This is a genomic window from Streptomyces prunicolor NBRC 13075 (assembly GCF_000367365.1).
In the GTDB taxonomy this organism is placed as follows: Bacteria; Actinomycetota; Actinomycetes; order Streptomycetales; family Streptomycetaceae; genus Streptomyces; species Streptomyces prunicolor.
This window is the reverse complement of sequence record NZ_BARF01000058.1, coordinates 1-23947: the sequence shown is the minus strand read 5'-3', so window position 1 is coordinate 23947 and position 23947 is coordinate 1. Positions and strand designations below refer to the sequence as shown.

Sequence of the window (23947 nt, the reverse complement as noted above, 5' to 3'; positions counted from 1 at the left end):
CGGCAGCCGCGCTGCCGGGCCCGCGCAAACTCTCACGGAGCGCCGCCCTCCAGAACGCGCACCAGGGAAGCGGTCACCACCCTCTTCGACCCTCTCCCCAACTGCAGCACCCGCACAGGCGCTTCGTTGCCCCTGATCAGGCCGTACAGCTGCGTCGACGAGACTCCGAGAGCCTTCGCGGCGGTGGCGACAGCGACAGTGGCGGGCCACTGCCGCACCTCGTCAAGAGTGGGGGTCTTCGTGCTCATCTGGTGACTCCATTTCGAGCGCCGTTGTCGTGGGCGGCCGCTCCGCTGCCGCCCGGTAGGCCTGCACCGCCGTCGGAAAAATCCGTGAACCCACCGGAAAATCCCCGGACCATGTAGACAGATGTGGACGGTAGGGCATTATGTGGAAAGTGTGCAACTAACTCTCACGCATGCAAGTTGCGTCGCCGGGGCAGCGGGATTCGACTCCTGGCCAAGGAGGGCCGGGACGGCATCCCGGCTCCGAAGGGCCCGTGCGCCGACGACCGCAACCGGCAACACCCGCTGCGGGAAGCGCACAAGGTCCTGACGTTCACCGCACGAGCCTCGTCACCCTCCCGACGTCTCCGCAGTCCACCTCACCCGCCCGCTCTGTGACGCCGTCCCAGAGCCCACCATCAACGGCCCCGATGCCGGCGCGCCCTCTCCGCCCGAGGCGCAAACGCAGAACCGCGCGCAGCCCTCCACCGGCCCAATCCGGGAGGCCTGCGGTGTGCCGGCCGGGACCCCAGCCCGCAATCGGGGAGCCCATGTCCCAACCAATCAAGCCGCGACGGCGAGTCCGCCACGACCACACCGACCGCACTGCCGCCCAGGACCGCCTCCACTCCGCCCTGCAAGACCTGCGCGAGTCCGGCCTCGGTGCCGTGCCACTCGCCACCCTCACGCCCGACCACGTGCGCCGATGGCTCGACGAGGCGCGCCGTGGATGACCCGATCAAGGAAGTACGCCTTCCGAGCGGCCAGGTCCGCTACCGCTTCGTGATCGACGTGGGCAAGCACCCGAACGGCAAGCGGCGCCAGCTGACCATCACCAAGGAATCGGAGACGGAAGCGCGGGCCGAGCACGCGCGCATCGTGACCGCCAAGGCCAACGGAACACTGATCCTGCCCAGCAAGATCACAGTCGCCGAGTGGCTCGACCAGTGGCTGGAGATGAAGAGGCGGGACACCGAAGAGACGACCATCAACACCTACCGCCGGACGCTACTGCACGTCTACGACCGCCTCGGGCCCACCAGGCTCCAGGAGCTCACCACCGACCAGGTGCGCGACTGCATCGACGACATCGTCGCCCGAGGGCGCCGATCGGGCGGCCGCAAGGGCACGCGCCTGGCCGCGTCGACCGGCGAGTACATCCTGAACCGTTTCCGCGAGGCGCTCAACGCCGCCGTGACCCGCCAACTGCGCGGTACCAACCCTGCTCGGGGGGTGCGCGTCAGCCGCGAGGACAAGAAGCTCGACAAACGCCTGCGGCCGAAGGTCAAGCCGTGGTCACCACGCGAGGTCCAGCACTTCGTCGCAGGCATGGAGGGAGACCGGCTGGAAGCACCCCTCCTGCTGTCCCTCATGGGTCTTCGGCCGGCCGAGGTCGTCGGACTGAAATGGGAGTACCTGGACCTCAGGCTCGCCACGCTCGAGATCGTCGTGACCCGAACGATGTCCGGGAACTGCGACGTCGTGGAGAAGGACGCGAAGACGGAGGCCGGCGAGCGCGCCCTGCCGGTGCCGGACCCGGTGGTCTACGCGCTGAAGAAGTTCAAGTTGCAGCAGGCCCGGGAGAAGCTCGCCGCGGGCGAGGTCTACACCGACACCGGCTGGGTCGTCGTCGACGAGCTCGGCCTGCCGCTGAACACAAGGGATCTGCGTGAGCACGCCTACCGCCTCATGGCAGCGCTCCGGATGCGTCAGGTCCGTCTGTACGACGCCAGGCACTCGTGCTTGAGTTACCTGGCGAACAACGGTGTCCCTGATCACATCCTCGCGGCGTGGGCGGGCCATACGGACGCGTCGTTCACCAAGAAGAGGTACGTCCATGTGGATGTAGAAGACATGCGTGGGGCTGCCGAGACGTGGGGTGAGTTCCATGGGGGCGGGATGTGAGTTTTCGTGAGATATAGAGCCGTTTTCGAGCTCTCGCGGGCCTTCTATCTGGGGTGATCCCGTAACCGGTAGAAAATCTGCTGTTAACTGTGTGTAGCTTGATCGTACTTGACCGTAATCGCTTGTCAGCGCTTGACTGCTGGCTCACCCCTAGTCGACGCGAGGCAAGCAATTGACTTCTGACCTGCTCGCTCCTCTCGACCTTGCGTTCTGGAACATCGAGTCCGACCGGAACCCGATGCACCTGGGCGCACTCGGCGTCTTCTCGGCACACTCGCCGACCGCGGGAGCCCACGCCGCCGACCTCCTCGCCGCCCGTGCCGCCGCCGTCCCCGGGCTGCGGATGCGCATCCGGGACGTGTGGCAGCCGCTGTCCCTGTCCTTCGGGAGCGCCACCCGCGAGGCCGATCCCGACTTCGACCCGCTCCACCACGTCCGGCTGCACGCCCCGACCGCCGACTTCCAGGCGGACGCGGGCCGGCTCATGGAACGCCCGCTGGAGCGCGGCCGGCCCCCGTGGGAAGCGCATGTGCTGCCCGGCGAGGACGGCGTCTCGTTCGCGGTGCTGTTCAAGTTCCACCACGCCCTGGCCGACGGACTGCGGGCGCTGACCCTCGCCGCCGCCATCCTCGACCCGATGGACATGCCCGAGCGTCGCCCGCGCCCGGCGGAACCCGCGCGCGGTCTCATCCCTGACGTGCGCAAACTGCCCGGGCTGGTCCGGGGCGCCCTGTCCGACGTGGGCCGGGCCCTCGACATCGGGGCGTCCGTCGCCCGGTCCACCCTGGACGTGCGCTCGTCGTCGGCGCTGACCTCCGAACCCTCGGGCACCCGTCGTACCGCCGGAGTCGTCGTCGACCTCGACGACGTGCACCGCATCCGCAAGACCGTCGGCGGCACCGTCAACGACGTGCTGATCGCGGTCGTCGCGGGCGCCCTGCGCAGCTGGCTCGACGAACGCGGCGACGGCAGCGAGGGCGTCGCGCCCCGCGCCCTGATCCCCGTCTCCAAACGCCGCCCGCGCAGCGCGCAGCCACAGGGCAACCGGCTCTCCGGGTACCTGATACGGCTGCCTGTCGACGACCCGGACCCCCTCGCCCGGCTCGAATCGGTGCGTGCCGCCATGGACCGCAACAAGGACGCCGGACCCAACCGGGGCGCCGGCGCGGTCGCCCTGCTCGCCGACCACGTCCCCGCGCTCGGCCACCGCCTCGGCGGACCACTCGCCGCGCAGGCCGCCCGGCTCTGGTTCGACATCCTCGTCACCAGCGTCCCGCTGCCCGGCATCGGCCTGAAGCTCGGCGGCAACCCGGTCACCGCGGTCTTCCCGTACGCCCCGCTGGCCGGCGGCCACTCCCTCGCGGTCGCCGTCTCCACGTTCCGCGGACACGTCCACTACGGACTCGTCGCGGACGCCGAGGCCGTACCGGATCTCGATGTGTTCGCCCGCGCGCTGACCGAGGAGGTGGAGACGCTCATCACCGCCTGCGGGTCGTGACCTGGCGCGGGTTTGGTGCTGCGGCCCGGCGCTCCGTAAAATTCCGGGTTCGGACGGTGTGCGCGATCGAGCGCTGCCACGGACGACCCAAGGAAACGGCAGCGCGATGACGGTGACAGAGAACGGCTCCACGACCCCGGACGAGGTCGTGTACGGGCCCGGCATCGACCCCGAGCGGCTGGCCGTCTGCCTCAGCGTGCTCGACGAACTGGAGAAGATCGACGTCGACCACCCCGACGCGATCACCGTCCGCCGCGCCACCGCGGGCATCTACCGCAGCGTCAAGCAGCGCCGCCGCCAGGAGCGCCGGGCCGCGAAGACCGCGCACGACAAGGCCGTCACCGAGTCCACCGCGACCGGCTCCGCCCAGCGCATCGACGACGAGACCGAGGGCCTCCTCCCGTCGTCGGTGACGGAGGAGGGCCGGATCGCCGGGATACTCCAGCGGCCCCGCTCCTGCTACACCTGCAAGACCCGGTACGTGGAAGTCGACTACTTCTACCACCAGCTCTGTCCCGACTGCGCCCGCCTGAACCGCGAGAAGCGCGACGACCACGCCGACCTCACCGGCAAGCGCGCCCTGCTCACCGGCGGCCGCGCCAAGATCGGCATGTACATCGCGCTGCGGCTGCTGCGCGACGGCGCCCACACGACCATCACCACGCGTTTCCCGAAGGACGCGATCCGCCGCTTCAAGGCCATGGACGACTCGGGGGACTGGCTGCACCGCCTGGAGGTCGTCGGCACCGACCTGCGCGACCCGGCGCAGGTCGTGGCCCTCGCCGACCAGCTCGCCGAGGCGGGACCTCTCGACATCCTCATCAACAACGCGACCCAGACCGTACGCCGGCTGCCCTCCGCCTACGCCGCCCTCGTCGACGGCGAGAGCGCCCCGCTGCCCGCCGGTGAACTCCCCGCCCACCACGTCATCGGCGCCTTCGGCTCCGGCGCGGTCGACGGATTGGCCGCGCTGCCGGTCGGCATCAGCGGCCTCGACGCCCAGCAGGTCGCCGACCTCGCCCTGGTCGCGGGCAACGCCAGCGTCGCCCGGCACCTCGACGGCACGGCCATCGACGCCGGTGGTCTGGTCCCCGACGTCGTCGACACCAACACGTGGGTGCAGACCATCGAGCAGATCTCCCCGGTGGAGCTCCTCGAAACCCAACTCTGCAACTACACAGCCCCGTTCATCCTGATCAGCAAGCTCCGCCCGGCCATGGCCGCCGCCGCCAAGGCTGCGAAGAGCGGGCGCGCGTACATCGTCAACGTCTCGGCGATGGAAGGCGTCTTCGGCCGCGGCTACAAGGGCGCCGGGCACCCCAACACCAACGCGGCCAAGGCCGCGATGAACATGGTGACCCGCACCAGCGGCCAGGAGATGTTCCAGAGCGACGGCATCCTCATGACCTCGGTCGACACCGGCTGGATCACCGACGAACGCCCCCACTACGACAAGCTCCGCCTCGCCGAGGAGGGCTTCCACGCCCCCCTCGACCTGGTCGACGGAGCCGCCCGCGTCTACGATCCGATCGTCCTCGGCGAACAGGGCGAGGACCTGTACGGCGTCTTCCTGAAGGACTACGCCCCCGGCAAATGGTGACCGGGCGCTGTCTTCACGCGGTGCCGGTCATGGCGTCAGCCGCCAGAGGGACGTGACCTCGGCGCTCCGTGCCGCGTGGAGCGGATCGTCGGGGTCCGCGGCGCGCGGGTGCCGGGGCCTGGTGTCGATCCTGTCGACCACGCGGAGTTGCGCTGCCTCGATGGCGTCGAGCAGCTGCCGACGGGTCCGGAGGCCGAGGTGTTCCGCCAGGTCGGACAGGACGAGCCAGCCCTCACCGCCCGGCCGAAGGTGGGCGGACAGCCCGGTGAGGAAGCCGTTGAGCATGGTGCTGTCCGGGTCGTAGACGCCCTGCTCGATGGGGCTGGTCGGACGGGCGGGGAGCCAAGGCGGGTTGCACACGACGAGGTCGGCCCGGCCCTCGGGGAACAGGCCGGGGCCCGACACCTCGATACGGTCGGTCAGTCCGAGCCGTTGGACGTTCTCCCGGGCGCAGGCCAAGGCGCGTGGGCTGATGTCGGTGGCCACGACCCGGTCGACACCGCGACGGGCCAGGACCGCGGCGAGGACACCGGTTCCGGTGCCGAGATCGAACGCCGTACTGGTGGCCGGGCTGCGCAGGACCGCCGGTGGCAGCGGTGCCTGGGCGACGAGGTCGACGTACTCGCCCCTGACCGGCGCGAACACGCCGTAGTGGGGGTGGACGCGGGTGCCGAGCGCCGGCACGTCGACGCCCTTCGATCGCCACTGGTGGGCGCCGATCACTCCCAGCAGTTCCCTGAGGGAGACCGCCGTGGGTCCTTTCGACGGGCCGTAGGCGTCCAGGCACGCCTGGCGGACTTCGGGGGCCCGGCGCAACGCCAGGGTGTAGTCGTCGTCCAGCAGGACCAGGAGCTTTCCGAGCACACGGGCGCGGTGCGCGCTGCCGCGCCGGTGCAGGTGGAAGGACTCGCTCAGGGAGGTGCCGGAGCCGGGTGTCTTGCGGTCGACGCGGCGGCCCATCGCCTGCAGCAGTTGCCGGGCGTTGTGGAAGTCGCCCTGCCAGAGCAGGGCCGTTCCCTCACACGCCTGACGGTAGGCATCGGCGGCCTTCGTCCGGTCGTCGGCGACGGCGATCCGTCGCGGAAGGGAGGTGGCGTTCTCGGAATGCCAGCGGGCGGACCGATGAGTGTCGCCGGTGGTCCAGTGGATGGTGGACACCATGTACTCCTCGTGGTCGAACGTGCAGGGGTCACGAAGAGCACTTCGACGGGGAGCAGGCTGGACCCACGCCCGTCCATCGGACAGACGTGCGGGGTGGGGGAGTCGGCCGTTACCGCCCTCGCGTCGAAGCGCGAGAGCGGACGTCCCAGACAACCATGCCGAGCATCAGGGCCAGCCCTTTCGGAGGAGTGCCCGCAGGCTCGCACAGGTACTGCCCGGCCACCAAACCCACCGGCACATCTGCTTAGCCGGTCCCGGTACCTGGTCGGCGCGGGGCGGCCAACCTCAGCCGGTCGTGGACGGCGTACCCGCCCGACCCGTACGCCGCCCGCACCCGGGTCCCGCCGTCCACCAGCAGATCCGCCCCGGTGATCCACTCGGCCTGGTCGGAGGCCAGCCACAGGACGGCCCGGGCGATGTCGGCCGGTTCCCCGATGCGGCCGAGCGGCAGCCCGGCGGCGACCTCCGCCTCACCGGGCTCCCACACGAACCGCGCCATCTCGGTGCGGACGAGCCCCGGGGAGACGGAGTTGACCCGCACCTTCGGCGCGAGTTCGCCCGCGAGCTGTGCGGTCAGATGCATGAGCGCCGCCTTGCTGGTGCCGTACGCCCCCACGTTCGGCCCGACATGCCCGGCACCCTCCGTGCACACATTGACCACCGCCCCGCCGTGCTCCCGCATCCACACCCGCCAGGCGCACTGCACCAGCCGCAGCGGCGCCTCGACGTTCACGGTGAACGCCGTCCGCCACGCATCCGGATCGGCTTCCATGAGCGGGCCGTACGGCTGGTTCGTCGCCGCGTTGTTGACGACCACGTCGATCCGGCCGAAGGTGCGCAGCGCCAACTCGGTGAGCTCGCGCAGGTGTTCCGGGTCGGCGACATTCCCGGCCAGGCCGACACCGCCCAACTCCTCGGCCGTGCGCGCCACTTCGTCAACGTCCCGCGCGCTCACGCACACCAGCGCCCCGGCCCCGGCGAACGCCTCGGCGACCGCGCGCCCGATCCCGCGCGTGCCGCCGGTGATCAGAGCGGCCCGGCCCCGTAGACCGTACGACGACGTCATCGCCGTACCGTCTCATGACGGACCGTCAGTCGACAGCCCCCAGGCGGGAGTTGGGAAGTCGGGAGTTCCGGGCGGCCACGATGCCCAGTACCGTGCGCCAGTCCTCCAGGACACCGGCGTCGAGGCCGACGACCTTGGCCGCGTCGTCGGCCTGGCGCAGGGTGATCGCGTCGTCGGCGAGGGGGTCGCGCTCGAAGGCGGCGGCCTCGGCGGGGGACATGGGGCCGCCTTGCGTGCGGAGGGTCACCGCGCTCTGTGCGGACAGGTCGCGGCCGGGGGAGGTGGTCGTCAGATAGCGCTTCGCGGGTACGTGCAGGAGGACGAGGTGGGCGACCCGTTCGCCGAGGAGGGCGCGGACGGCGTCCGCCGCGTGGTCCGCGTGCCCGGCGTCGTCGCCGGGTTGCAGCAGATGCCCGATGTCGTGGACCAGGCCTGCGACCTGAAGTTCCTTGTCGGCGGGGCGACTTCGACGTAGCAGCGCGGCCGTCTGTAGCGCGTGGTCGTGCAGATCGACCGGATCACCGCTCCTGTCCGGGGTGTCCCAGGCGCCCCGACAGGCGTACAGCAGATCCATCAGCTCCTCGACGCTGCGCAACTCCATGCGTCAGTCCTCCCGCGAGACAGCCCGTGCGGAACGCCAGGAGATCATGGCGAGCTTGCGGATCGGCCAACGGGACCTGAACTGAGACCGGCGGCGCAGGCTCCGGTGCTCGATGGCTGGCACAGGGCCCTCCTGGTACTCGGTTGGGATCGCACCCCGAACTACCAGGAAGCCCTGTTGACATGAGTCGGCTTTCGCGCAGTGACCCGGGCGGTGACGTTTCAGAGATCGAGGGTGAGTTGCGTCGTATGAGCGCGTGACACGCAAATGCACATGCGATTGTTTGCGTCACGCTCTTGGTCGGTCAGAATGATGTCGCGATGATCGGGTACACCCTCGAGTACGGCGGTCTCGCACGTTCCACAGAAGCCCTCGCGACACGACCACGGCGCATCGACTCCGGCCTCGAGAACGACGTCAAGAATGCTCCGATCGGCGGGCACGTGGAGATTCATCTGCGACCGCGCGAGGACGATCTCAAACGCGGAACCATCACCTTCCTCGATCAATGCGGTGCCTGCCTGAAACCGCTCAAGGTGCAAGGGGCGGCCGGCGTCGGTACACGCCACCTGAAGTGCGTCGAGCATCCCTGACGGGCCGCAGGCATATATGGATGCGTCGGCATTCGCCTCGGCGACGGCGCGCTCAAGCAGCGGAAGACCTCGTTCGCTCACGCTCCACAGCTCTACTCGGTCGCCGAATCCACGGAGCCTCTCACTGAATGCGAAAGCCTGACTGTCCTGAGCTCCGTACAGGAGTCGCCATGGGACGCCGCGCGTGTCCGCGTCATCGATCATCGCCATGATCGGAGTGATTCCGATACCTCCGGCGATGAAAAGGTATTCGGGACTGTCTTCAAGCGGGAAGCGGCTACGTGGCGGACTCGACCTGAGGGTCATTCCGACGGCAGCTTCGGTATGCAGCCACGCCGAGGCGTGCCCGTCGGATTCACGAAGGACAGCGATACGCCAGCGCTCGTCGCCGGGATATCCACACAGCGAGTAGTGCCGTAGTCCGTAGGGCGTCTCGATCTCGATGTGGTCCCCGGGAGACCAGGCCGGCAGCGGCTCAGGCCCAAGCGCCTTCACCTCGATCGCGAGCACGCGCGGCGCCGCTTCCCAATGCTCGGTGACCACAAGATCAAGATTACTGTCAGTTGCCATGGCCTTCTCCTCGTTCCTCAGGCGCGACTGCTTGACGACGCCAGGGCGCTAGAGTAATTATTCTAACCATACTCGCCGCAGGACACATGGCTACAGCCCGAAGGGAAGGAGCCGCACCTGTCCACGATGGAGTCGAATCACGATCTTGTGCCTGGCCAGCTCGAATGCCTACGCGGTCGGCCGATCCCGGCCGAAGGCGACGGCGGGGTGTTCAGCGAAGGCTGGTATCCGGTGTGTCTGTCCAGCGCCATCCCTGAAGGTGGCGCCCACGGTGTGGCCTTCCTCGACGGGCGCGTCGTGGTGACACGTGGTGACGATGGGGATGCCCGTGTGGTGAGTGCGTACTGCATGCACCTCGGCGCGGATCTCCCCGTCGGACAGCGCACCGCAGGCGGTGTGCGGTGCGCCTTCCATGGCTGGGACTGCGACGGCAAGACCGGGCGCTGCACAGGAATCGCCTCCGGGGACCCGGTGCCTCCCCGTGCGCAGCTGTTCGCCTTCCCGGCAGCCGAGATGTACGGCGTTGTCTTTGCCCACAACGGCGCGAAACCGCTGTACGACCTACCGGCCTTCGAGTATCCGGAGTCGGACCTCTACGTGAGGACCTGGGTGTTCGACGGCCTCTTCCCGGTCGACCCCTGGGTGATCTCGGCAAACACGCCCGATCTGCTTCATCTCACGGAACTGCACAACTTCGACTTCATCGGCAAGCCTTTCGATGAGGTCGTGTGGCCGCGGCCGGCATCCGGCACGCCACCTACGAGCCCTTCGCTCGCCAACCCGCCCTGCTGGACGCCACAGCACGATCACAAGGCTTAGCAACGGCCTGCTTGCGCCCCAGGCTCCGGCCGAACGCCGACGCGCCACCGCTCGTCACCCGCGTACCCGAGGTCCGAAGGGTGTCTCAAGCTCGATCTCGTCGCCGATCGCCAATTTATTTTCCTCGCTCTCAGGGTTGACACCCGATGTGGTTAGAGTAAATATTCTAACAACGGTAACGCCGCGTGTGGCGTGGCAGCTAGACCTAGGAGTCAAAGATGACGACCACGGAGTCGGACCGCGAAGTGCAGCCACGTCAACTTGAGCGTTTGCGCGGACGGCCGGTACGCAAAGAGGGGGAGAATGGCCTCTTCAGCGAAGGCTGGTATCCCGTATGCCTGTCGAGCGAGATCCCCGAGGGAGGCATCCACGGCGCGGACTTCCTCGACGGCCGTGTAGTGATCTTCCGTGGTGAAGATGGGAAAGTACGTGTCACCAGCGCCTACTGCATGCACCTCGGCGCCGACCTGACCGTAGGCACTCGGACTCCCAATGGCTTGCAGTGCCTATTCCACGGCTGGGAATACGACGGCAACGGGCGCTGCGTGGCACTTCCATCCGGGGACCCCGTGCCGCCGCGCGCACAGCTGTACTCGTTCACGGCGATCGAGCGATACGGAATCGTCTTTGTGTACAACGGGGAGCAGCCTCTCTATGACCTTCCGGCCTTCGAGTACCCCGAGGAGGAACTCGTCGTCAAGGTTGTGGCGGTCGATCACCTTGTTCCGGTCGATCCATGGGTCATCGCTGCAAACACGCCCGACCTCCTTCACATCACCGAGCTGCACAAGTTCGAGATGTTCAACAATCCGTACGAGGAGGTCGCGTGGCACCCGTATTCGGTCGACTTCACCGTCCACGCGAGGCTGCCAACCGGTCAGGACTTCGACATCGTGGCGACAATTCACGGTACGAACTACTTCTGGCAGACCGGCACTCTGGACGGTCGTTGGTTCGGGTGGGTGGTCCCCCTCGGAATTCCCAAGGCGGGGTCGTCGCGGATGTACCCCGTCATCGCCGTCAAGCCTGAGCCGGGTGAGACTCCGGAAGAGACGCAAGCGGTCGTCGACTACCTCTTCGAGGTTGAGATGGCGATCGCCGCCGAGGATGCGCCGGTCTTTGCCGGGATGCATTACGCGCCTGGGAATCTGACACATGGAGATCGAATCCTTGCGCGATTCCTCGAGTACGTCCGGCACTTCCCGCGCGCACTTCCGTCCGCAGACTTCATCAATTAGGCGGCAGGTCGCATGACTATATTTGTGCTTGTACACGGGGCATGGGGCGGCTCGTGGTGTTGGGCTGACGTTACCAAGCAGCTGTCGACGCAGGGCTACGATGTGCGAGCGCCAACCCTTACCGGCCTGGCTGACCGTTCACATCTCCTGCGAACCGACATCGACCTTTCCACCCACATCACGGACGTCACACGGATGATCGAGTGGGAGGACCTCTCCGATGTGGTTCTCGTCGGACACAGCTATGGCGGAATGGTCATCAACGGCGTCTGGGCCGCGCTGCCAGAACGCGTCACGGGGATCGTCTACATCGATGCCTTTGTGCCGGATCCCGGCCAATCGTCCGTCGATATTCTGCCTTGGCTCAACGACGTATTCGCCGATCTCGCGCGTCCATCGGGCGGGTATTACATGGATCCGCTCGACCCTGCGGATCTGGGCGTTGAAGACGAATCCGCGCTTTCTCTCATCCGAGAAATGTCGACTCCGATGCCGATCGCGTGCATGCGGGAGCCCCTGCCCGGTCCCGACCGCCCACGCGACGGAACCCCCATCACCTTCATCAATTGCACCAGGCCCGGAAATTTCGCGGACACGGCCAGCGCCGGTCGCGAGCTCGGCTGGACGGTAGTCGATCTCGAGGGAGATCACTTTCCATCGATTACCCAGCCTGATGTGCTCACTAGAGAACTCATCCAGACCCTCAACCATTAGGACTCAGATCAATGGAACGGATTAACCCGCCGACCCTCGCGCCGCCGGTAAGGAATCTGTATACACAGGTCTTGGTATCGCCTCCAGGGCGCACAGTGAACATCGCCGGCCAGGTGGCCATCGACAAAAATGGCGAGTTGGTCGGTCCAGACGACTACAGAGAGCAAGCTCGTCAGGCATTTCTCAACGTCAAGCTGGCGATCGAGGCCGTCGGCGGAACAGGGCACGACATCACCTCGTATGGCGTGCATGTCGTCCGCTACAACCTCGAGGTCCTGGCCCCGATCTACGAGGCAGGCAAGGAAGTCTTCGGTGACGAGTGGCCGATGTGCCCGAGCATGCTGCTCGGCGTCGAGGCTCTCGGGCTTCCGGAGTGGCTCATCGAGATCAACGCGACCGCTGTGCTTGGGGACGAGTGAATATTGAGCGTTCGGTCCAGCACTGCTAGCCCAAATTGCTGGGACTCGGTGCCGCGGAGTGGCCCCTCAGAAAAGGAAGCTGTCGCCGAGGCGGTCATCGCGGTGATGGCCGAAGAGATTCGTCAGACGCTCGGTCAGGCATTGGGTTGTTGCCCGGTTGGTCGGGCTGTTCGACAGGCCAGGGCGTGAAGGCCACCACCTGCTGAGTTCGAACTCGGGTTGCCGTGGCCGCTGGCAGGGCTTGACCGCCGCAGTACGCCGGTGTCATGAGGTATGCGCAGGGCGGGGCATGAGCGATGAGCGTCGGCAGTTCCGCGAAGAGATCCGGATGCTGGCGTCCCAGGGGTTTGCGGTGGGCGAGCCCAGTTCGGTGATCGCGATGGAGCTACGGGTCAGTGTCCGCTCGGTGCAGCGGTCGCGGCGGGCCTGGGACAAAGGCGGTCCACGGGCTGTGCGTTCGGCGGGTTCAGCCTCGCCACCACGGTTGAGTGAGGCCCAGCTCGCCCGGCTGGAACGGGAGTTGGCCAACGGGCCCGGTCGCGTATGGACGGCCGGATCGGCGATGGATGTTGTCGAGTCCGGCACGGCTTCTCCTGCCAGGTGCCGGCCAGGCGGGACGTCGAGCGTGACGAGGAGAAGGTCACCGGCTGGGTGAAGGAGACCTGGCCGCAGGTGGAAGGACCGCGGCGCTCGGGGCGTGGATCCTCTTCGAGGACGAGTCCGGCTTCTCGATGACGCCGCCGATCGCCCGCACCTGGGCCCGACGCGGACGCACTCCGGTGATCCGGGTCCGCGGGCGCTCCAGCCGTCGCATCTCGATCGCCGCCCACCAGCGACACAGCGGTCCGATCGTGCTGGTCTGGGACAACCAACGTCCATCTCGCCGCCAGGATGCGGCAGTTCATCGCCGGACGGGACTGGCTCACATGACAACCAGAGTTCAAGCTCAGTAATTGAGATCGACGCTACCGCTGTGCTTGAATGAGCCAATCTCCGAATGCAGGCCCAGCAGTCGCCCAGAGTGGCAGTCCTGCGACTTGACCCGGACGACACGCAGCGGAATCCTGCTCGGATGAGTGAACTAAACAGGGCACCGGCGAAGCGTGTAACGAACCGTGATCACATCGTCGTAGCCGCCCTCAGGCTGTTCAATGAGCGCGGTTACGCTGCTGTCACCACAAATCACATCGCTGAAGAAATTGGAATCAGTCCAGGAAATCTCTACTACCATTTTGCCAATAAGGAAGCGATCGCCGAGACGATCTTCGAGGCGATGTCCGACCGGATCCGCGCGGTTTCAGCTCTGCCTACCGACGCGACCGATCCCGCGCTCTTCGCGGCTTACTACACGTCGGCGATGGAAACCCACTGGTTGTACCGGTTCATCTTCGGCGACACCGAGCACCTCATCCGACAAAGCCCGGAGATTGCCCGTGGCTACCGCTCGGTGATGCGCTGGGTAACTGGGCGTCTGGTCGAGTTGTTCGAAAGACTCGCCCACGAAGACCATCTCGTAGGGGAACCAACACACGCGACCCTCGAAATGGTTGCCCAGAACACAACGATCCTGATCACCAGCTGGTGGCGCTACCTGAACACGATGGAAGATCCGTCGCAAGCCCGTGCAGTGCGCGTCCGTCAAGGTGCGCGCCATGCGTTCGCACTGGTCGAGCCCTTTGTCGAGCCGCAGTACGCGGCAGACGTACAGCGTGTGATCGCTCAGGCGACCCAGTAGGGGCGCGGATCGAGCCGTTGCTCCCGGACCGGACACCGAAGTGGGGTGGCCGGTGACGGGATCACCGGGAAGTGATCGACGTGATCACCTTCAAGTTCCAGACCGGAACACAGTGGGCTGTCGACGGCACCTGGGAGCGGGTCTTCACCGCACTCACCGCACTCACGGCGCAGGCCGACGCCAACGAGGACCTCAACTGGGCCGTGTCGGTGGAGTTCGCGATCGTGCGGGTGCACCAGCACGATCGCGGGGTCCGCAGGAAGGGGCCCCGGCCGACGAACCGGCCGATCACGCCATTGGCCGGTCCCGCGGCGAACTGACCACCAAGATCCACCTCGCAGCCGATGCCCGCTGCCGGCCCCTCGCCTTCGTCCTCACCGCCGGACAGGCCGGTGACGCACCCGCCTTCACCGCCGTCATGGCCCGCCTGCACGTTCCCCGATGACGTGGGCGGCTGCGCAGCAGGCCGGACGTGGTCCTGGCGGACAAGGTGTACTCCTCCCGCGCGATCCATGACCATCTCCGCAAACGCGGCATCCGCACGGGGATCCAGGTCCCGGCAGGCCACCGGCCTGCGACCGCGAGACCTACAAGCAGCGCGACACCGTCGAGCGGTGCATCAACCGCCTCAAGCACCGGCGAGGTATGGCCACCCGCTACGAGAAGACCGCGACCATCCACCCGGCCGGACTTCACATCGTCGGAATCTTCGCCTGGAGCCAATTTGTTTTTGATCGCAGCCGTGCGCTTTTCGTCGGCTGGATCCGCAATCAGCGGCTCGTTCGGCGGTTAGCCTCCAAGAGTCCGGATGTGCGTGAGTCCCGGCCCTACTGCGACTTGTTGCCGCGGCTCTATCGGTCTTGGCGGGCAACTCATCGTTCTTAAGGAGCTCCTCGATATATGCGTACCTATGCCAACTTGATTGGTGGCTCGTTCGTCGCACCGCTGAACGACCGCTACTTCGATGCAATCGATCCGTACGTGAACAAGTCGTTCGCCAGAGTCCCCGAGTCCGGGGAGGAGGATGCCGAGGTTGCCATTACGGCCGCGGCTGCCGCGTTCGACTCGTGGCGGCGGGTCCCCGGTGTGGAGCGCGCGAGAATGCTGCGCCGGCTGGCGGAGCTGCTGAACGCCAATGCGGTAAGCATCGGCCGAGTCGAGTCGCGCGACAATGGAAAGCTGGTGTCGGAGACGGTCGGGCAGGCACGCTTCGCCGCCCGGGCCTACGAGTTCTTCGCCGGATCCGCCGACCGGCTGACCGGCCGTACCATCCCCCTGGACGACCCGAATCTGTTCGACTTCACCCGCCGCGAGCCGGCCGGTGTCGCCGTCCTGATCACGGCGTGGAACTCACCGATGCAGCTGCTCTCGAACAAGCTCGCGCCCGCCTTGGCGGCGGGATGCACTGTCGTGGTCAAGCCCTCCGAGCAGGCATCGTGCAGCACGCTCGAGTTCGCGGAGCTCATCAGCGAAGCGGGCTTCCCGCCGGGTGTCGTCAACGTTGTCACGGGAGGCGCCGACGTCGGTCGCGCGCTGGTGGCGGACGCACGCGTCGGCAGGATCAGCTTCACGGGCAGCGTCGGCGCGGGCCGGGCCATCGCCCGGTCGGCGAGCCGGAACCTGACGCCGTGCACGCTCGAACTCGGCGGCAAGTCCCCCAACATCGTCTTCGCGGACGCCGACCTCGACCGGGCCCTGCGCGGCGCCATGTCCGGCATCTTCGGCGCGGGTGGACAGACCTGCGTCGCGGGCAGCCGGCTGCTCGTTCAGGACTCCGTCTACGACGGTGTGGTCGAGGCCCTCGCGCGGTCGGCGGACAAGATCGTCCTCGGCGATCCGGCCGCGGAAGCGACCCAGATGGGTCCGATGGCGAACGAGAGTCAGCGTGACCGGGTCGTGAGGATGATCCGTGAGGCGAAGGACCAGGGCGCGGTTGAGGCGACCGGGAGCGCGCGGGACCTCACGTCACTGGACCCCGCGTTCTTCGTCCAGCCCACCATCTTTCGGAACGTCTCCAACGACATGACGATCGCGCGGGAGGAGGTGTTCGGGCCGGTCCTCTCGGTGATCCCGTTCAAGACGGAGCAGGACGCGATCGAGATCGCGAACGACACGGATTTCGGCCTGGCCGCCGGGCTCTGGACCACGGACCTGGCCCGAGCGCATCGGGTCGCCCGCGACATCAGCGCGGGCACGGTGTGGATCAACACCTACCGCACAGCGGCGATCCAGGCCCCGTTCGGTGGCCTGCGTCGGTCGGGATACGGCCGCGAGCGAGGCGAGATAGCCATCGAGGAATACCTGACCACGAAGAACGTCATGGTCGACCTCGGTGACGTCACCCGCGACCACTTCGACATGGCCGACTACAGCCCGACGGTGGTGAGTTGACCGTGGCCGACACAGCACGCGAGACCGTGGTCGTCGTCGGTCTGGGCAACATGGGGCTCGAGATCGCGATCAACCTCGTACGGAACGGTTACCGAGTCGCCGGCTGCGATCCGGACCCTCAACGGCGTGCCCTGGCCGACAGGCACGACGAGATCGATACGTTCGCCGATCCGTCCGAGCTGCCCGCGTCGGACACCGTGGTTCTGTCGCTACCGTCACCCGCCGTATCGATGAAGCTGATCGAAACCCTCGGTCCGCGGCTCGGCGGACGGACCGTCTTCGTCGAGACGAGCACGGTCGGCCCTCACGACATGGTCGCCTTCGGCGAGGCGTGCGACCGGCATGGCGTCAAGATCATCGACGCGGCCGTGATGGCCGGAGTCGAACAGATGAAGGCCGGTCGAGCAGTGCTGCTCGTCGGCGGAGACCCAGCCGTGATCGAGCACGCGCGACCGGTACTCGATGCGTTCAGCCGCCGCGTCACGGTCTTCGGCGGGCTCGGGAGCGGTATGGCGGCCAAGGTCATCAACAACGCGGTCGCCCACGCGCTCATGGTCGTCTTCGTCGAGGCCGGCGCGATGGCGACATCCGCCGGCATCGCGACCGACACGATGCTCACCCTCCTCACCGACGCGGAGATGGGCATCCACCGCCCGCTGACCCACCGGTACGCGGAGCGCGTCCGGCGAGGTGACTTCGAGGGCGGTATGCCCATCTCCGCGGCCCGCAAGGACTCGACACTCGCCCTCGACCTCGCCCAGCGGCTCCAGGTGCCGATCTTCGCCATCCAAGCCGCGCAGTCGGTGTACGACCTCGCCCTGGCCAGCGGATACAGCGACCTCGACTACTCCGCGATCGCGCGGCTCTGGGAGGTCTGGGGAACCCCGGCCGCACAAGGACTGGAGGGAACGCCGCAGTGACATCCCAGCCCCCGACCCCGGTCACCATGGTGAAGCCGATCGTCGAGATCGACGGCGACGAGATGGCTCGCGTGATGATGCACTCGATTCGCGAGAACCTCGTCCGCCCGCACGTCGCCCTTGATCTGCTCTCCTTCGACCTCTCGGTCACGAACCGGGACGCCACGCAGGACGCGGTCACGCGCGAGGCGATCGACGCGCTCCTGTCGGCCAAGGTCGCGGTCAAATGCGCCACCATCACGGCCGACCGCGCCAAGGCCCGCGAGTTCGGCCTGCGCCACCTGCTCCCCTCGCCGAACGCCACCATCCGCCGCCGCCTCGGCGGGGTCGACTTCCGCGAGCCCATCCTCGCCGAGGGCATCGTGCCGCTCGTCCGCGGCTGGGACCAGCCGATCGTCATCGCACGCCACGCACACGCCGACCAGTACCTGGCCCAAGACCTGCGGGTGGAGGAGGCGGGAACGGCGTCGCTCGTTTTCCAGCCGGCCACAGGGGGGCCGACTGTCGTCCGTGAGATCGCGACCTTCCCGTCGAGCGGAGGCGTCCTTCTCGGGATGTACAACTACATCGAGTCGATCGAGTCCTTCGCGAAGTCCTGCTTCGAGATGGCCCTGAGCCGCCGGATGCCGGTCTATCTGTCGACCAAGAGCACGGTCCTGCAGAGCTACGACGGCGCCTTCGTCGAAGCGTTCGAGCGGGTGTTCGCCGCCGGCTATCACGCCGCGTTCGCGCAGGCCGGTCTGCGGTACGAGCACCGGTTGATCGATGACGTGGTGGCTTACTCGGTGCGCAGTCGTGGCGGATTCATCTGGGCCTGCAAGAACTACGACGGCGACGTCCAGTCGGACTTCGTCGCGCAGGGGTTCGGCTCGCCCGGGATGATGCGGGCCGCGCTCGTCTCCTCACGCGAGGGGGCGATGCTGTTCGAGGCTCCGCACGGAACGATTCCCCGCCACTTCCGCCGGCACCAGCAGGGCCTGCCCACCTCCTCGAATCCGGTCGCGTCGATATTCGCGTGGTCCGGTGCACTGCGTGAGCGGGGCAGACAGGACGGAAGCGAGGCGCTGCGCGGTGTCGCCGACGCCATGGAGCAGGCCACGCTGGACACGATCGCCGCAGGAACCGTCACCGGTGATCTCGCCGCCATCCGCAACGAGAGTGACTGGGCCACCACGGACGATTTCATCGCCGCCGTATCCCAGCGAGTGCGAGGGCTGCTCAGCGCCCGCACGCAGGATCCGATATCGAGCGGATCGACGACGTGACCGGGAGACGACAATGACAGCGGCAGAGCTGCGTCGATCATGGAGTGCGGGACGAACTGTCTACGGTGCCGCCATACGATCCGGCACCACGCTCGCTTGCGAGATGCTCGCCGCGACAAGCCTCGACTTCGCGTGGATCGATCTTCAGCACGGCCACAACTCGGCCGCGCAACTCCTTCCCCAGTTGCAGGCGATGAACGGCTCGTCGCTCACTCCGCTCGTCCGGGTCCGGGCCAATGACCCGGTAGCCATCGGGCACGCACTCGACGCCGGCGCCGAAGGCGTCATCGTGCCGTCGGTCGAATCGGCCCTCGACGCGCGGAGAGCGGTGGCAGCTTGCCGTTTCCCGCCGGAAGGCGATCGCAGTTACGCCGACTTCCGAGCTCGATATCTGCCCGGCGGTGCGATGCGCCCCGTTCTGTGCCTGGTGATGATCGAGAGCCGACGTGGAGTCGCCGACATCGACGAGATCGTCGCCACTCCGGGAGTCGACGGCGTGTTCATCGGCCCCGCCGACCTCGCCCTCAGCATGGGTCTGGAACCCAGGTCCTCCATCCAGCCGGGCGCCCATGGCGATGCGATCGCCGCGGTGCAAGCGTCCTGCGACGCGGCCGGTGTGGTCACGGCGATCACCGGAGACCCTGAGCCGATGCGTCGGCTCGGCTTCCGGATGATCTCGCTCGGGGCAGACCTCGGCTTCCTCGAACACGGCCTGGCCGACGCGCTGTCGAAGCTGAACGACGAACGTTCTGGTTCGGCCTAGCGGCAGCGACGGTCGCGCGTCGTCCGGCGCCGCGGGTCGAGGCACGGGGCGGAGGCGATCTGTGGATGCGGAAACGCTGAACGGACAGTTAGATTCGAAGCCGGCCGGCCCCGGCCCGGGAGGACCCGCGGTGGACCTGGCCATGCGAAGGGAACGAGGCAGGGCATGAAGCACGCGGACCTCTCGCTCAGGCAGTTGAACACCTTTGTCGCAGTGGCGAAGGCGGGCAGCTTCGCGGCGGCCTCGGAACAACTCTTCCTTTCGCCGTCGGTGCTGAGCCGTACGGTCGCATCGATCGAACGGACCGTCGGTACGGCCCTGTTCGATCGCACCGCGCGGCGGGTCGAGCTGACGGCGACAGGCCGTGAGCTGCTCACCATCGCCGAGCGCGTCATGGCCACGCATCAGCACGGTATGCGTGACCTCGCGCAGTTCATGGAGGGCTTCCGGGGCACGGTGACGGTCGCTACGTTGCCGTCGGTCGCGGCGATCCTCATCCCACCCGCCGCCTCGGTCTTCCGGAAGCTCAACCCGGACGTGAGCCTCCGCGTACTGGACGGTCCGGCGGGCGACGTCGTCGGCCATATGACCGCGGGTGACGCCGATATGGCCGTCACCTGGGACAACCACTTCCCGCGCCAGCAGTTCCGTGTCCGGCCACTGGTCAAGGACCGCTTCGTGGCGATCCTCCCGAAGGGACACCCCAGAGCGAACCAGGCGGCCGTGACATGGACGGAGCTGGCCGCCGATCCCTTCATCACGCTCCAGTCCGACACGAGCGCCCGTGCCCTGACCGACCGCACCTACGCACAGCTCGGCACCGCGGGCCCGGTCCTGGTCGAAGCCCGGAACATCTCGACGGTCGGTGGGCTGGTCGGCGCGGGCATGGGTGTCGCCGCGATGACCGCGATGGTCGGCTCGCTGGTCACGTTCGCCGATGTGGTGACTGTGCCGCTGGTCGAGCCCGAGGTGGAACGGATCCTGAGCGTCGTCGAACCGATCGGCGCGGTCGCGAGCCCGGCAACCGCGAAATTCGTGGACGTGCTGCTGGCCTTGCGCGATGCGAAGGTCGAACTGCCGCGCTGGATCGAATGGCTTTCCGCCACGGACTGACGTCGATGATTACTTGATCCGAACCGCCAGATCGCTCAAGTTGCCCGAAGCAGCGGGAAAGCGGCGCATCACTTCGGGATCGTGCCCGGGGACCAACACGGCGCCAGGGCTCTCCAGCATCTCCCGGAGCTGGTCGAAGGCCCGATACATGCCGAGAAGATCCGACGCGACATGGAACGGCCGATCCCTCTCGATCTCCTCGTAGAGGTGCACAGCGTCGGAAGCCAGTACACAAGGCCCATCGGCTGTCGACACGATGACCACCGCCTGGCCAGGGGTATGACCGCCTACGACGACTGTCTCGATGCCTGGTGCCGGGCTGTGCTGGGTGCCGATCGCGGTGACCCGGCCGGCCTCGGCCGCGGATACGAGGTGCTCGACTTCGTTCGGCTCGACGAAGGCCTTGAATTGCAGGTGCTGTCCGTATGCGCCCCGCCAGAAGTCGAGTTCCGATCGGGACATGATGATCTCGGCCGCCGAGAAGTCGGGCACATTCCCGATGTGATCGAAATGGGCGTGCGTCACGATGAGTTGCGGTACATCGGCGACCGCGATGCCGAATTCGGCCAGAGCGTCGGCGGGCGTGATCGTCAACGGTCGCTTGCGGCGTACACCGACGGTGGCCTCGTACCCGCAGTCGATGACCACCGTACGGCTGGCGTTGCGGGCGACCCAGAAAAAGTAGTCGAACGGGGTGTCCGCGTCGGGCTCCCCATAAAGCGGATAGCCATGGAACAGCTCACTCCTCGTCGCGGTGCGTGTCGAGTATCGGACCGCAAAAACCTCGTAGGTGCTGTCTGCGTTCAACGTCATCCAATCCATCGCCTGGGTTCGTCGTCGATGCGGATCCCATCGTCGTTCATCGCGACCCGGTTTTGTGGCGCCGATCCCGTCTTCGCAACGGGCCGGTCGAATTACGCACGGACGAACTGCGAGACGAGGCGCTCCGACCCGTTGACAACAGAGGGTATAGAGTAGATGCTCTAGCTCCGTTCCGGTAATGAAGGAGTTTGGATGGGCGCCTATGAAGTACCCAATGCCGAGACCATTACCTATGAGGAGAGGCAGGCGTTCAACAGGACTGTCATAGCGGAGTTCCGCGCCAACGCCGGCCAGGTCAGCTGTCTTTGGGAAGGTGCAACGGCCCTTCTTTTGACAACGACCGGCGCGAAGTCGGGCAGGATTCGCCTGACGCCCTTGGCTTACGTCACGATCGACGGTGCGATCATCATCGTCGGTTCGAAGTCCGGTTCCGAAAGCATGCCGGACTGGGTTTTCAATCTGCGAGCCAACCCCCACGCGCGCATCGAGATCGGGACCGATGCCTACGACGTGATCGCCCGGGAACTGCCACTGGACGAGCGCGCCGTGACGTACCCGAAGGTGGCAGCCGCGGCGTCGGTGTTCGGAGAGTACGAAGCGAAGACCCGCAGGGTGATCCCCCTGTTCGAGTTGCAGCGAGCCTGAGGGGATCGCGGGGTTGCGGGGGAGGCCGGCCGGGCCGCATTCGATGGTCACGGAGTCGACGGGAAGCGAAGTTTTGTTCATGTACGGAATCCAAGTGTCCGAGTTCGGTTCGGAAGACGTGCTCGTGCACACCGAACTGGTCGTGCCCCAGCCCGGGACGGGCCAGGTCCGGGTGCGGATGCGCGCCGCCGGGGTCAACCCCGCCGACACCTACGTCCGTTCCGGGACGTACGAGTTCTTCAGGCCGGAGCTGCCCTACACACCCGGGTTCGACGGTGCGGGCGTCGTCGACCAGGTCGGCGCCGGTGTGGACACGGTCAAGCCCGGCGACCGGGTGTTCGTGGCAGCTCAGGGCACGCCCGGGTGCACCGGCACCTACGCCGAACTGGCCGTCGTCGACGCCATCGCGGTGCATCCCCTGCCGGCCGGCCTGTCGTTCGCCCAAGGAGCGGCGGTCGGCATCCCTTGTGTGACGGCCTGGCGGGCACTGTTCCAACGAGCCCGGCTGCAGCCGGGGGAGACCGTGTTCATCCACGGCGCGAGCGGCGGCGTAGGCCTGCATGCCACCCAACTCGCGCATGCCGCCGGAGCCGTTGTCATCGGCAGCGCGAGCACCCCGGCAGGCGCCGACCTGGTCCGCGCGGCCGGAGCCGCACACGTCCTTGACCACGGATCGGCCGGACACCTGGACGAACTGACCCGGATCACGGACGGTCGAGGCCCCTCGGTGATCATCGAAATGGCAGCGCACCTGAACCTGGAAAAGGATCTGACCGTCCTGGCCACCGCGGGCCGCGTGGTGATCGTCGGCAGCCGCGGCAGCCTGGACTTCACCCCGCGACTCGCCATGGTGAAGGAAGCCGCGATCCTCGGTCTCGCACTGTGGAACGCCACTCCGGCCGAGAAGGCCGACGCCCTCGCCGGGGTGGCGGCACATCTGCGTGACGGTGCCCTGGCCCCGATGGTCGGCGACGCGCTGCCGCTGCGCGAGGCCGCCGCGGCCCACCGCCGAGTCCTGGAGCAGGGGACCCGAGGGAAGCTCGTACTGATCCCCGAATGACGCCCGCGCCGCACGTCCCGCCGACTCGCACAGGTCGGATCATCCCTTCTGCCGAAAGGCGCATTCCGTGTCCGTGGAAAACACCCGCAACGCAGCCACCGTCGAGTCGCGACTCCACGCGCTGGGCCACACCCTCCCGGTCCCGCCGACGCCCCGGGCCAACTACACGCCCGGCAAAGTGATCGGCGACAAGCTGTATCTCTCCGGTCAGATCCCCTTCGTCGACGAGGTTCTGACGGTGACCGGCAAGCTCGGTGAGGACGTGACGGTGGAGGAGGGCCAGAAACAGGCCGCTCTCGCCGCGCTCAACGCCCTCGGCGTCGCCCGCCAGATACTGGGAACGCTCGAAGGCGTAGCTGTCGCGAACATCAACGTCTTCGTCGCCTGCGCCCCGTCCTTCGCCGAGCAGCACGTCGTCGCCAACGGGGCCAGCGACATCTTGACGGCCGCGTTCGGACCCGACGAAGCGATCCCTCGCACGGCGGTCGGCGTACCCGGCCTTCCGCTCAACGCCCCGGTCGAGATTCAGCTGCTGCTCACCGTCCCGGCCGCTTAGCCCGGCGCACCGCGTGGGCCACGAGCGGGGTGGCCACCCCTGCGGCAACTCGCGCGGGAGGAGACGGGTCGGGACGGCGGGTCGTCCGCCGTCCCGACCGAAGCGGGGTCAGACAGCCTGTGCGGGCAGTACGTGGTCGCCGATCTTGTCGGTGCTCAGGCACAGGGAGCAGACGTGCGCGTCGTGGGTCCGGCAGGCGGCCAGGTCGGGGCGCTCGTAGGGCTGGTGGCAGACGTGGCAGTCGTACGTCGTCGCGCTGGGGTTGCCGT

23 protein-coding genes and 2 pseudogenes are annotated in these 23947 nt (G+C 67.3%); 19 read left to right on the top strand and 6 right to left on the bottom strand.

All coding sequences use genetic code 11. The features are described 5' to 3' along the window. Nucleotides 1-32: 32 nt before the first annotated feature. Entirely contained in the window at nucleotides 33-248 is a 216-nt protein-coding gene (locus SPR02S_RS25915) for a hypothetical protein (protein ID WP_019059922.1), read from the bottom strand. A 527-nt stretch (nucleotides 249-775) separates the two neighbouring features. On the opposite strand from SPR02S_RS25915, the gene SPR02S_RS25910 reads away from it, so the two are divergent. The 4 genes from SPR02S_RS25910 (at nucleotide 776) to SPR02S_RS25895 (ending at nucleotide 5227) form a co-directional block, all read left to right on the top strand. Next, nucleotides 776-958 carry a hypothetical protein gene (locus SPR02S_RS25910; protein ID WP_019059921.1) on the top strand — a complete coding sequence of 61 codons (183 nt, stop codon included), beginning with the start codon at nucleotides 776-778 and terminating at the stop codon, nucleotides 956-958. Then, nucleotides 951-2129, top strand: a complete 1179-nt coding sequence (locus tag SPR02S_RS25905; protein WP_019059920.1) for a site-specific integrase — start codon at nucleotides 951-953, stop codon at nucleotides 2127-2129. The genes SPR02S_RS25910 and SPR02S_RS25905 overlap by 8 nt, the downstream gene beginning before the upstream one ends. A gap of 172 nt (nucleotides 2130-2301) precedes the next feature. Next, a complete protein-coding gene (locus SPR02S_RS25900) occupies nucleotides 2302-3627 on the top strand; it encodes a wax ester/triacylglycerol synthase family O-acyltransferase (protein ID WP_019059919.1) in 1326 nt (441 codons plus the stop codon). 106 nt (nucleotides 3628-3733) lie between these two features. After that, on the top strand, nucleotides 3734-5227 hold the full coding sequence (locus SPR02S_RS25895; RefSeq protein WP_019059918.1) for an SDR family NAD(P)-dependent oxidoreductase: 1494 nt from the start codon (nucleotides 3734-3736) through the stop codon (nucleotides 5225-5227). A gap of 27 nt (nucleotides 5228-5254) precedes the next feature. Here the strand turns inward: SPR02S_RS25895 and SPR02S_RS25890 are convergent, their stop codons facing one another. From SPR02S_RS25890 to SPR02S_RS60465, 4 genes are all read right to left on the bottom strand, one after another. Beyond that, nucleotides 5255-6388: a methyltransferase gene (locus SPR02S_RS25890; protein WP_019059917.1), complete on the bottom strand. Its 1134-nt coding sequence runs from the start codon at nucleotides 6386-6388 to the stop codon at nucleotides 5255-5257. A 244-nt stretch (nucleotides 6389-6632) separates the two neighbouring features. Further along, on the bottom strand, nucleotides 6633-7454 hold the full coding sequence (locus SPR02S_RS25885; RefSeq protein WP_019059916.1) for an SDR family oxidoreductase: 822 nt from the start codon (nucleotides 7452-7454) through the stop codon (nucleotides 6633-6635). A 25-nt stretch (nucleotides 7455-7479) separates the two neighbouring features. Then, on the bottom strand, nucleotides 7480-8055 hold the full coding sequence (locus SPR02S_RS25880; protein WP_019059915.1) for an HD domain-containing protein: 576 nt from the start codon (nucleotides 8053-8055) through the stop codon (nucleotides 7480-7482). A gap of 221 nt (nucleotides 8056-8276) precedes the next feature. Further along, nucleotides 8277-9218: a PDR/VanB family oxidoreductase gene (locus tag SPR02S_RS60465; RefSeq protein ID WP_078622993.1), complete on the bottom strand. Its 942-nt coding sequence runs from the start codon at nucleotides 9216-9218 to the stop codon at nucleotides 8277-8279. Nucleotides 9219-9344: 126 nt separating this feature from the next. Between SPR02S_RS60465 and SPR02S_RS59005 the strand changes: the two genes are divergently transcribed. The 12 genes and pseudogenes from SPR02S_RS59005 (at nucleotide 9345) to SPR02S_RS25820 (ending at nucleotide 20595) form a co-directional block, all read left to right on the top strand. Continuing rightward, on the top strand, nucleotides 9345-10037 hold the full coding sequence (locus SPR02S_RS59005; protein WP_019059913.1) for a Rieske 2Fe-2S domain-containing protein: 693 nt from the start codon (nucleotides 9345-9347) through the stop codon (nucleotides 10035-10037). Nucleotides 10038-10255: 218 nt separating this feature from the next. Continuing rightward, the gene (locus SPR02S_RS25865) at nucleotides 10256-11275 is read left to right on the top strand and encodes a Rieske 2Fe-2S domain-containing protein (RefSeq protein WP_019059912.1); all 1020 of its coding nucleotides are present in this window, start codon (nucleotides 10256-10258) and stop codon (nucleotides 11273-11275) included. Between the two features lie 12 nt (nucleotides 11276-11287). Next, nucleotides 11288-11989 (top strand): alpha/beta fold hydrolase, encoded by a 702-nt coding sequence (locus SPR02S_RS25860; protein WP_026150872.1) that lies wholly within the window; start codon nucleotides 11288-11290, stop codon nucleotides 11987-11989. A gap of 11 nt (nucleotides 11990-12000) precedes the next feature. Further along, nucleotides 12001-12408 carry a RidA family protein gene (locus tag SPR02S_RS25855; protein ID WP_026150871.1) on the top strand — a complete coding sequence of 136 codons (408 nt, stop codon included), beginning with the start codon at nucleotides 12001-12003 and terminating at the stop codon, nucleotides 12406-12408. Nucleotides 12409-12674: 266 nt separating this feature from the next. Then, a pseudogene (locus tag SPR02S_RS66465) lies at nucleotides 12675-13335 on the top strand (transposase); the annotation flags it as partial. Nucleotides 13336-13480: 145 nt separating this feature from the next. Beyond that, nucleotides 13481-14143, top strand: a complete 663-nt coding sequence (locus SPR02S_RS60450) for a TetR/AcrR family transcriptional regulator (RefSeq protein ID WP_158697868.1) — start codon at nucleotides 13481-13483, stop codon at nucleotides 14141-14143. 8 nt (nucleotides 14144-14151) lie between these two features. Continuing rightward, a pseudogene (locus SPR02S_RS66460) lies at nucleotides 14152-14549 on the top strand (transposase family protein); the annotation flags it as partial. A gap of 494 nt (nucleotides 14550-15043) precedes the next feature. After that, nucleotides 15044-16534: an aldehyde dehydrogenase gene (locus tag SPR02S_RS25840; protein WP_019059907.1), complete on the top strand. Its 1491-nt coding sequence runs from the start codon at nucleotides 15044-15046 to the stop codon at nucleotides 16532-16534. 2 nt (nucleotides 16535-16536) lie between these two features. Beyond that, the gene (locus tag SPR02S_RS25835; protein ID WP_106437010.1) at nucleotides 16537-17454 is read left to right on the top strand and encodes an NAD(P)-dependent oxidoreductase; all 918 of its coding nucleotides are present in this window, start codon (nucleotides 16537-16539) and stop codon (nucleotides 17452-17454) included. Then, nucleotides 17451-18719 (top strand): NADP-dependent isocitrate dehydrogenase, encoded by a 1269-nt coding sequence (locus SPR02S_RS25830; protein ID WP_019059905.1) that lies wholly within the window; start codon nucleotides 17451-17453, stop codon nucleotides 18717-18719. The genes SPR02S_RS25835 and SPR02S_RS25830 overlap by 4 nt, the downstream gene beginning before the upstream one ends. Before the next feature lie 103 nt (nucleotides 18720-18822). Next, nucleotides 18823-19482: an HpcH/HpaI aldolase family protein gene (locus SPR02S_RS56270; RefSeq protein ID WP_019059904.1), complete on the top strand. Its 660-nt coding sequence runs from the start codon at nucleotides 18823-18825 to the stop codon at nucleotides 19480-19482. Nucleotides 19483-19647: 165 nt separating this feature from the next. Then, complete coding sequence (locus SPR02S_RS25820; protein ID WP_019059903.1) at nucleotides 19648-20595, top strand: LysR family transcriptional regulator; 948 nt, start codon at nucleotides 19648-19650, stop codon at nucleotides 20593-20595. A gap of 9 nt (nucleotides 20596-20604) precedes the next feature. Here the strand turns inward: SPR02S_RS25820 and SPR02S_RS25815 are convergent, their stop codons facing one another. After that, the gene (locus SPR02S_RS25815; RefSeq protein ID WP_026150870.1) at nucleotides 20605-21408 is read right to left on the bottom strand and encodes an N-acyl homoserine lactonase family protein; all 804 of its coding nucleotides are present in this window, start codon (nucleotides 21406-21408) and stop codon (nucleotides 20605-20607) included. A gap of 201 nt (nucleotides 21409-21609) precedes the next feature. Here SPR02S_RS25815 and SPR02S_RS25810 point away from each other — a divergent pair, with 201 nt between their 5' ends. The 3 genes from SPR02S_RS25810 to SPR02S_RS25800 all read left to right on the top strand — a co-directional run bounded on the left by SPR02S_RS25810 (nucleotide 21610) and on the right by SPR02S_RS25800 (nucleotide 23678). After that, a complete protein-coding gene (locus SPR02S_RS25810; protein WP_043258482.1) occupies nucleotides 21610-22062 on the top strand; it encodes a nitroreductase/quinone reductase family protein in 453 nt (150 codons plus the stop codon). A 79-nt stretch (nucleotides 22063-22141) separates the two neighbouring features. Beyond that, nucleotides 22142-23122 (top strand): NADPH:quinone reductase, encoded by a 981-nt coding sequence (locus SPR02S_RS25805; RefSeq protein ID WP_019059900.1) that lies wholly within the window; start codon nucleotides 22142-22144, stop codon nucleotides 23120-23122. A gap of 67 nt (nucleotides 23123-23189) precedes the next feature. Then, complete coding sequence (locus SPR02S_RS25800; protein WP_019059899.1) at nucleotides 23190-23678, top strand: RidA family protein; 489 nt, start codon at nucleotides 23190-23192, stop codon at nucleotides 23676-23678. The last annotated feature ends 269 nt before the right edge of the window (nucleotides 23679-23947 follow it).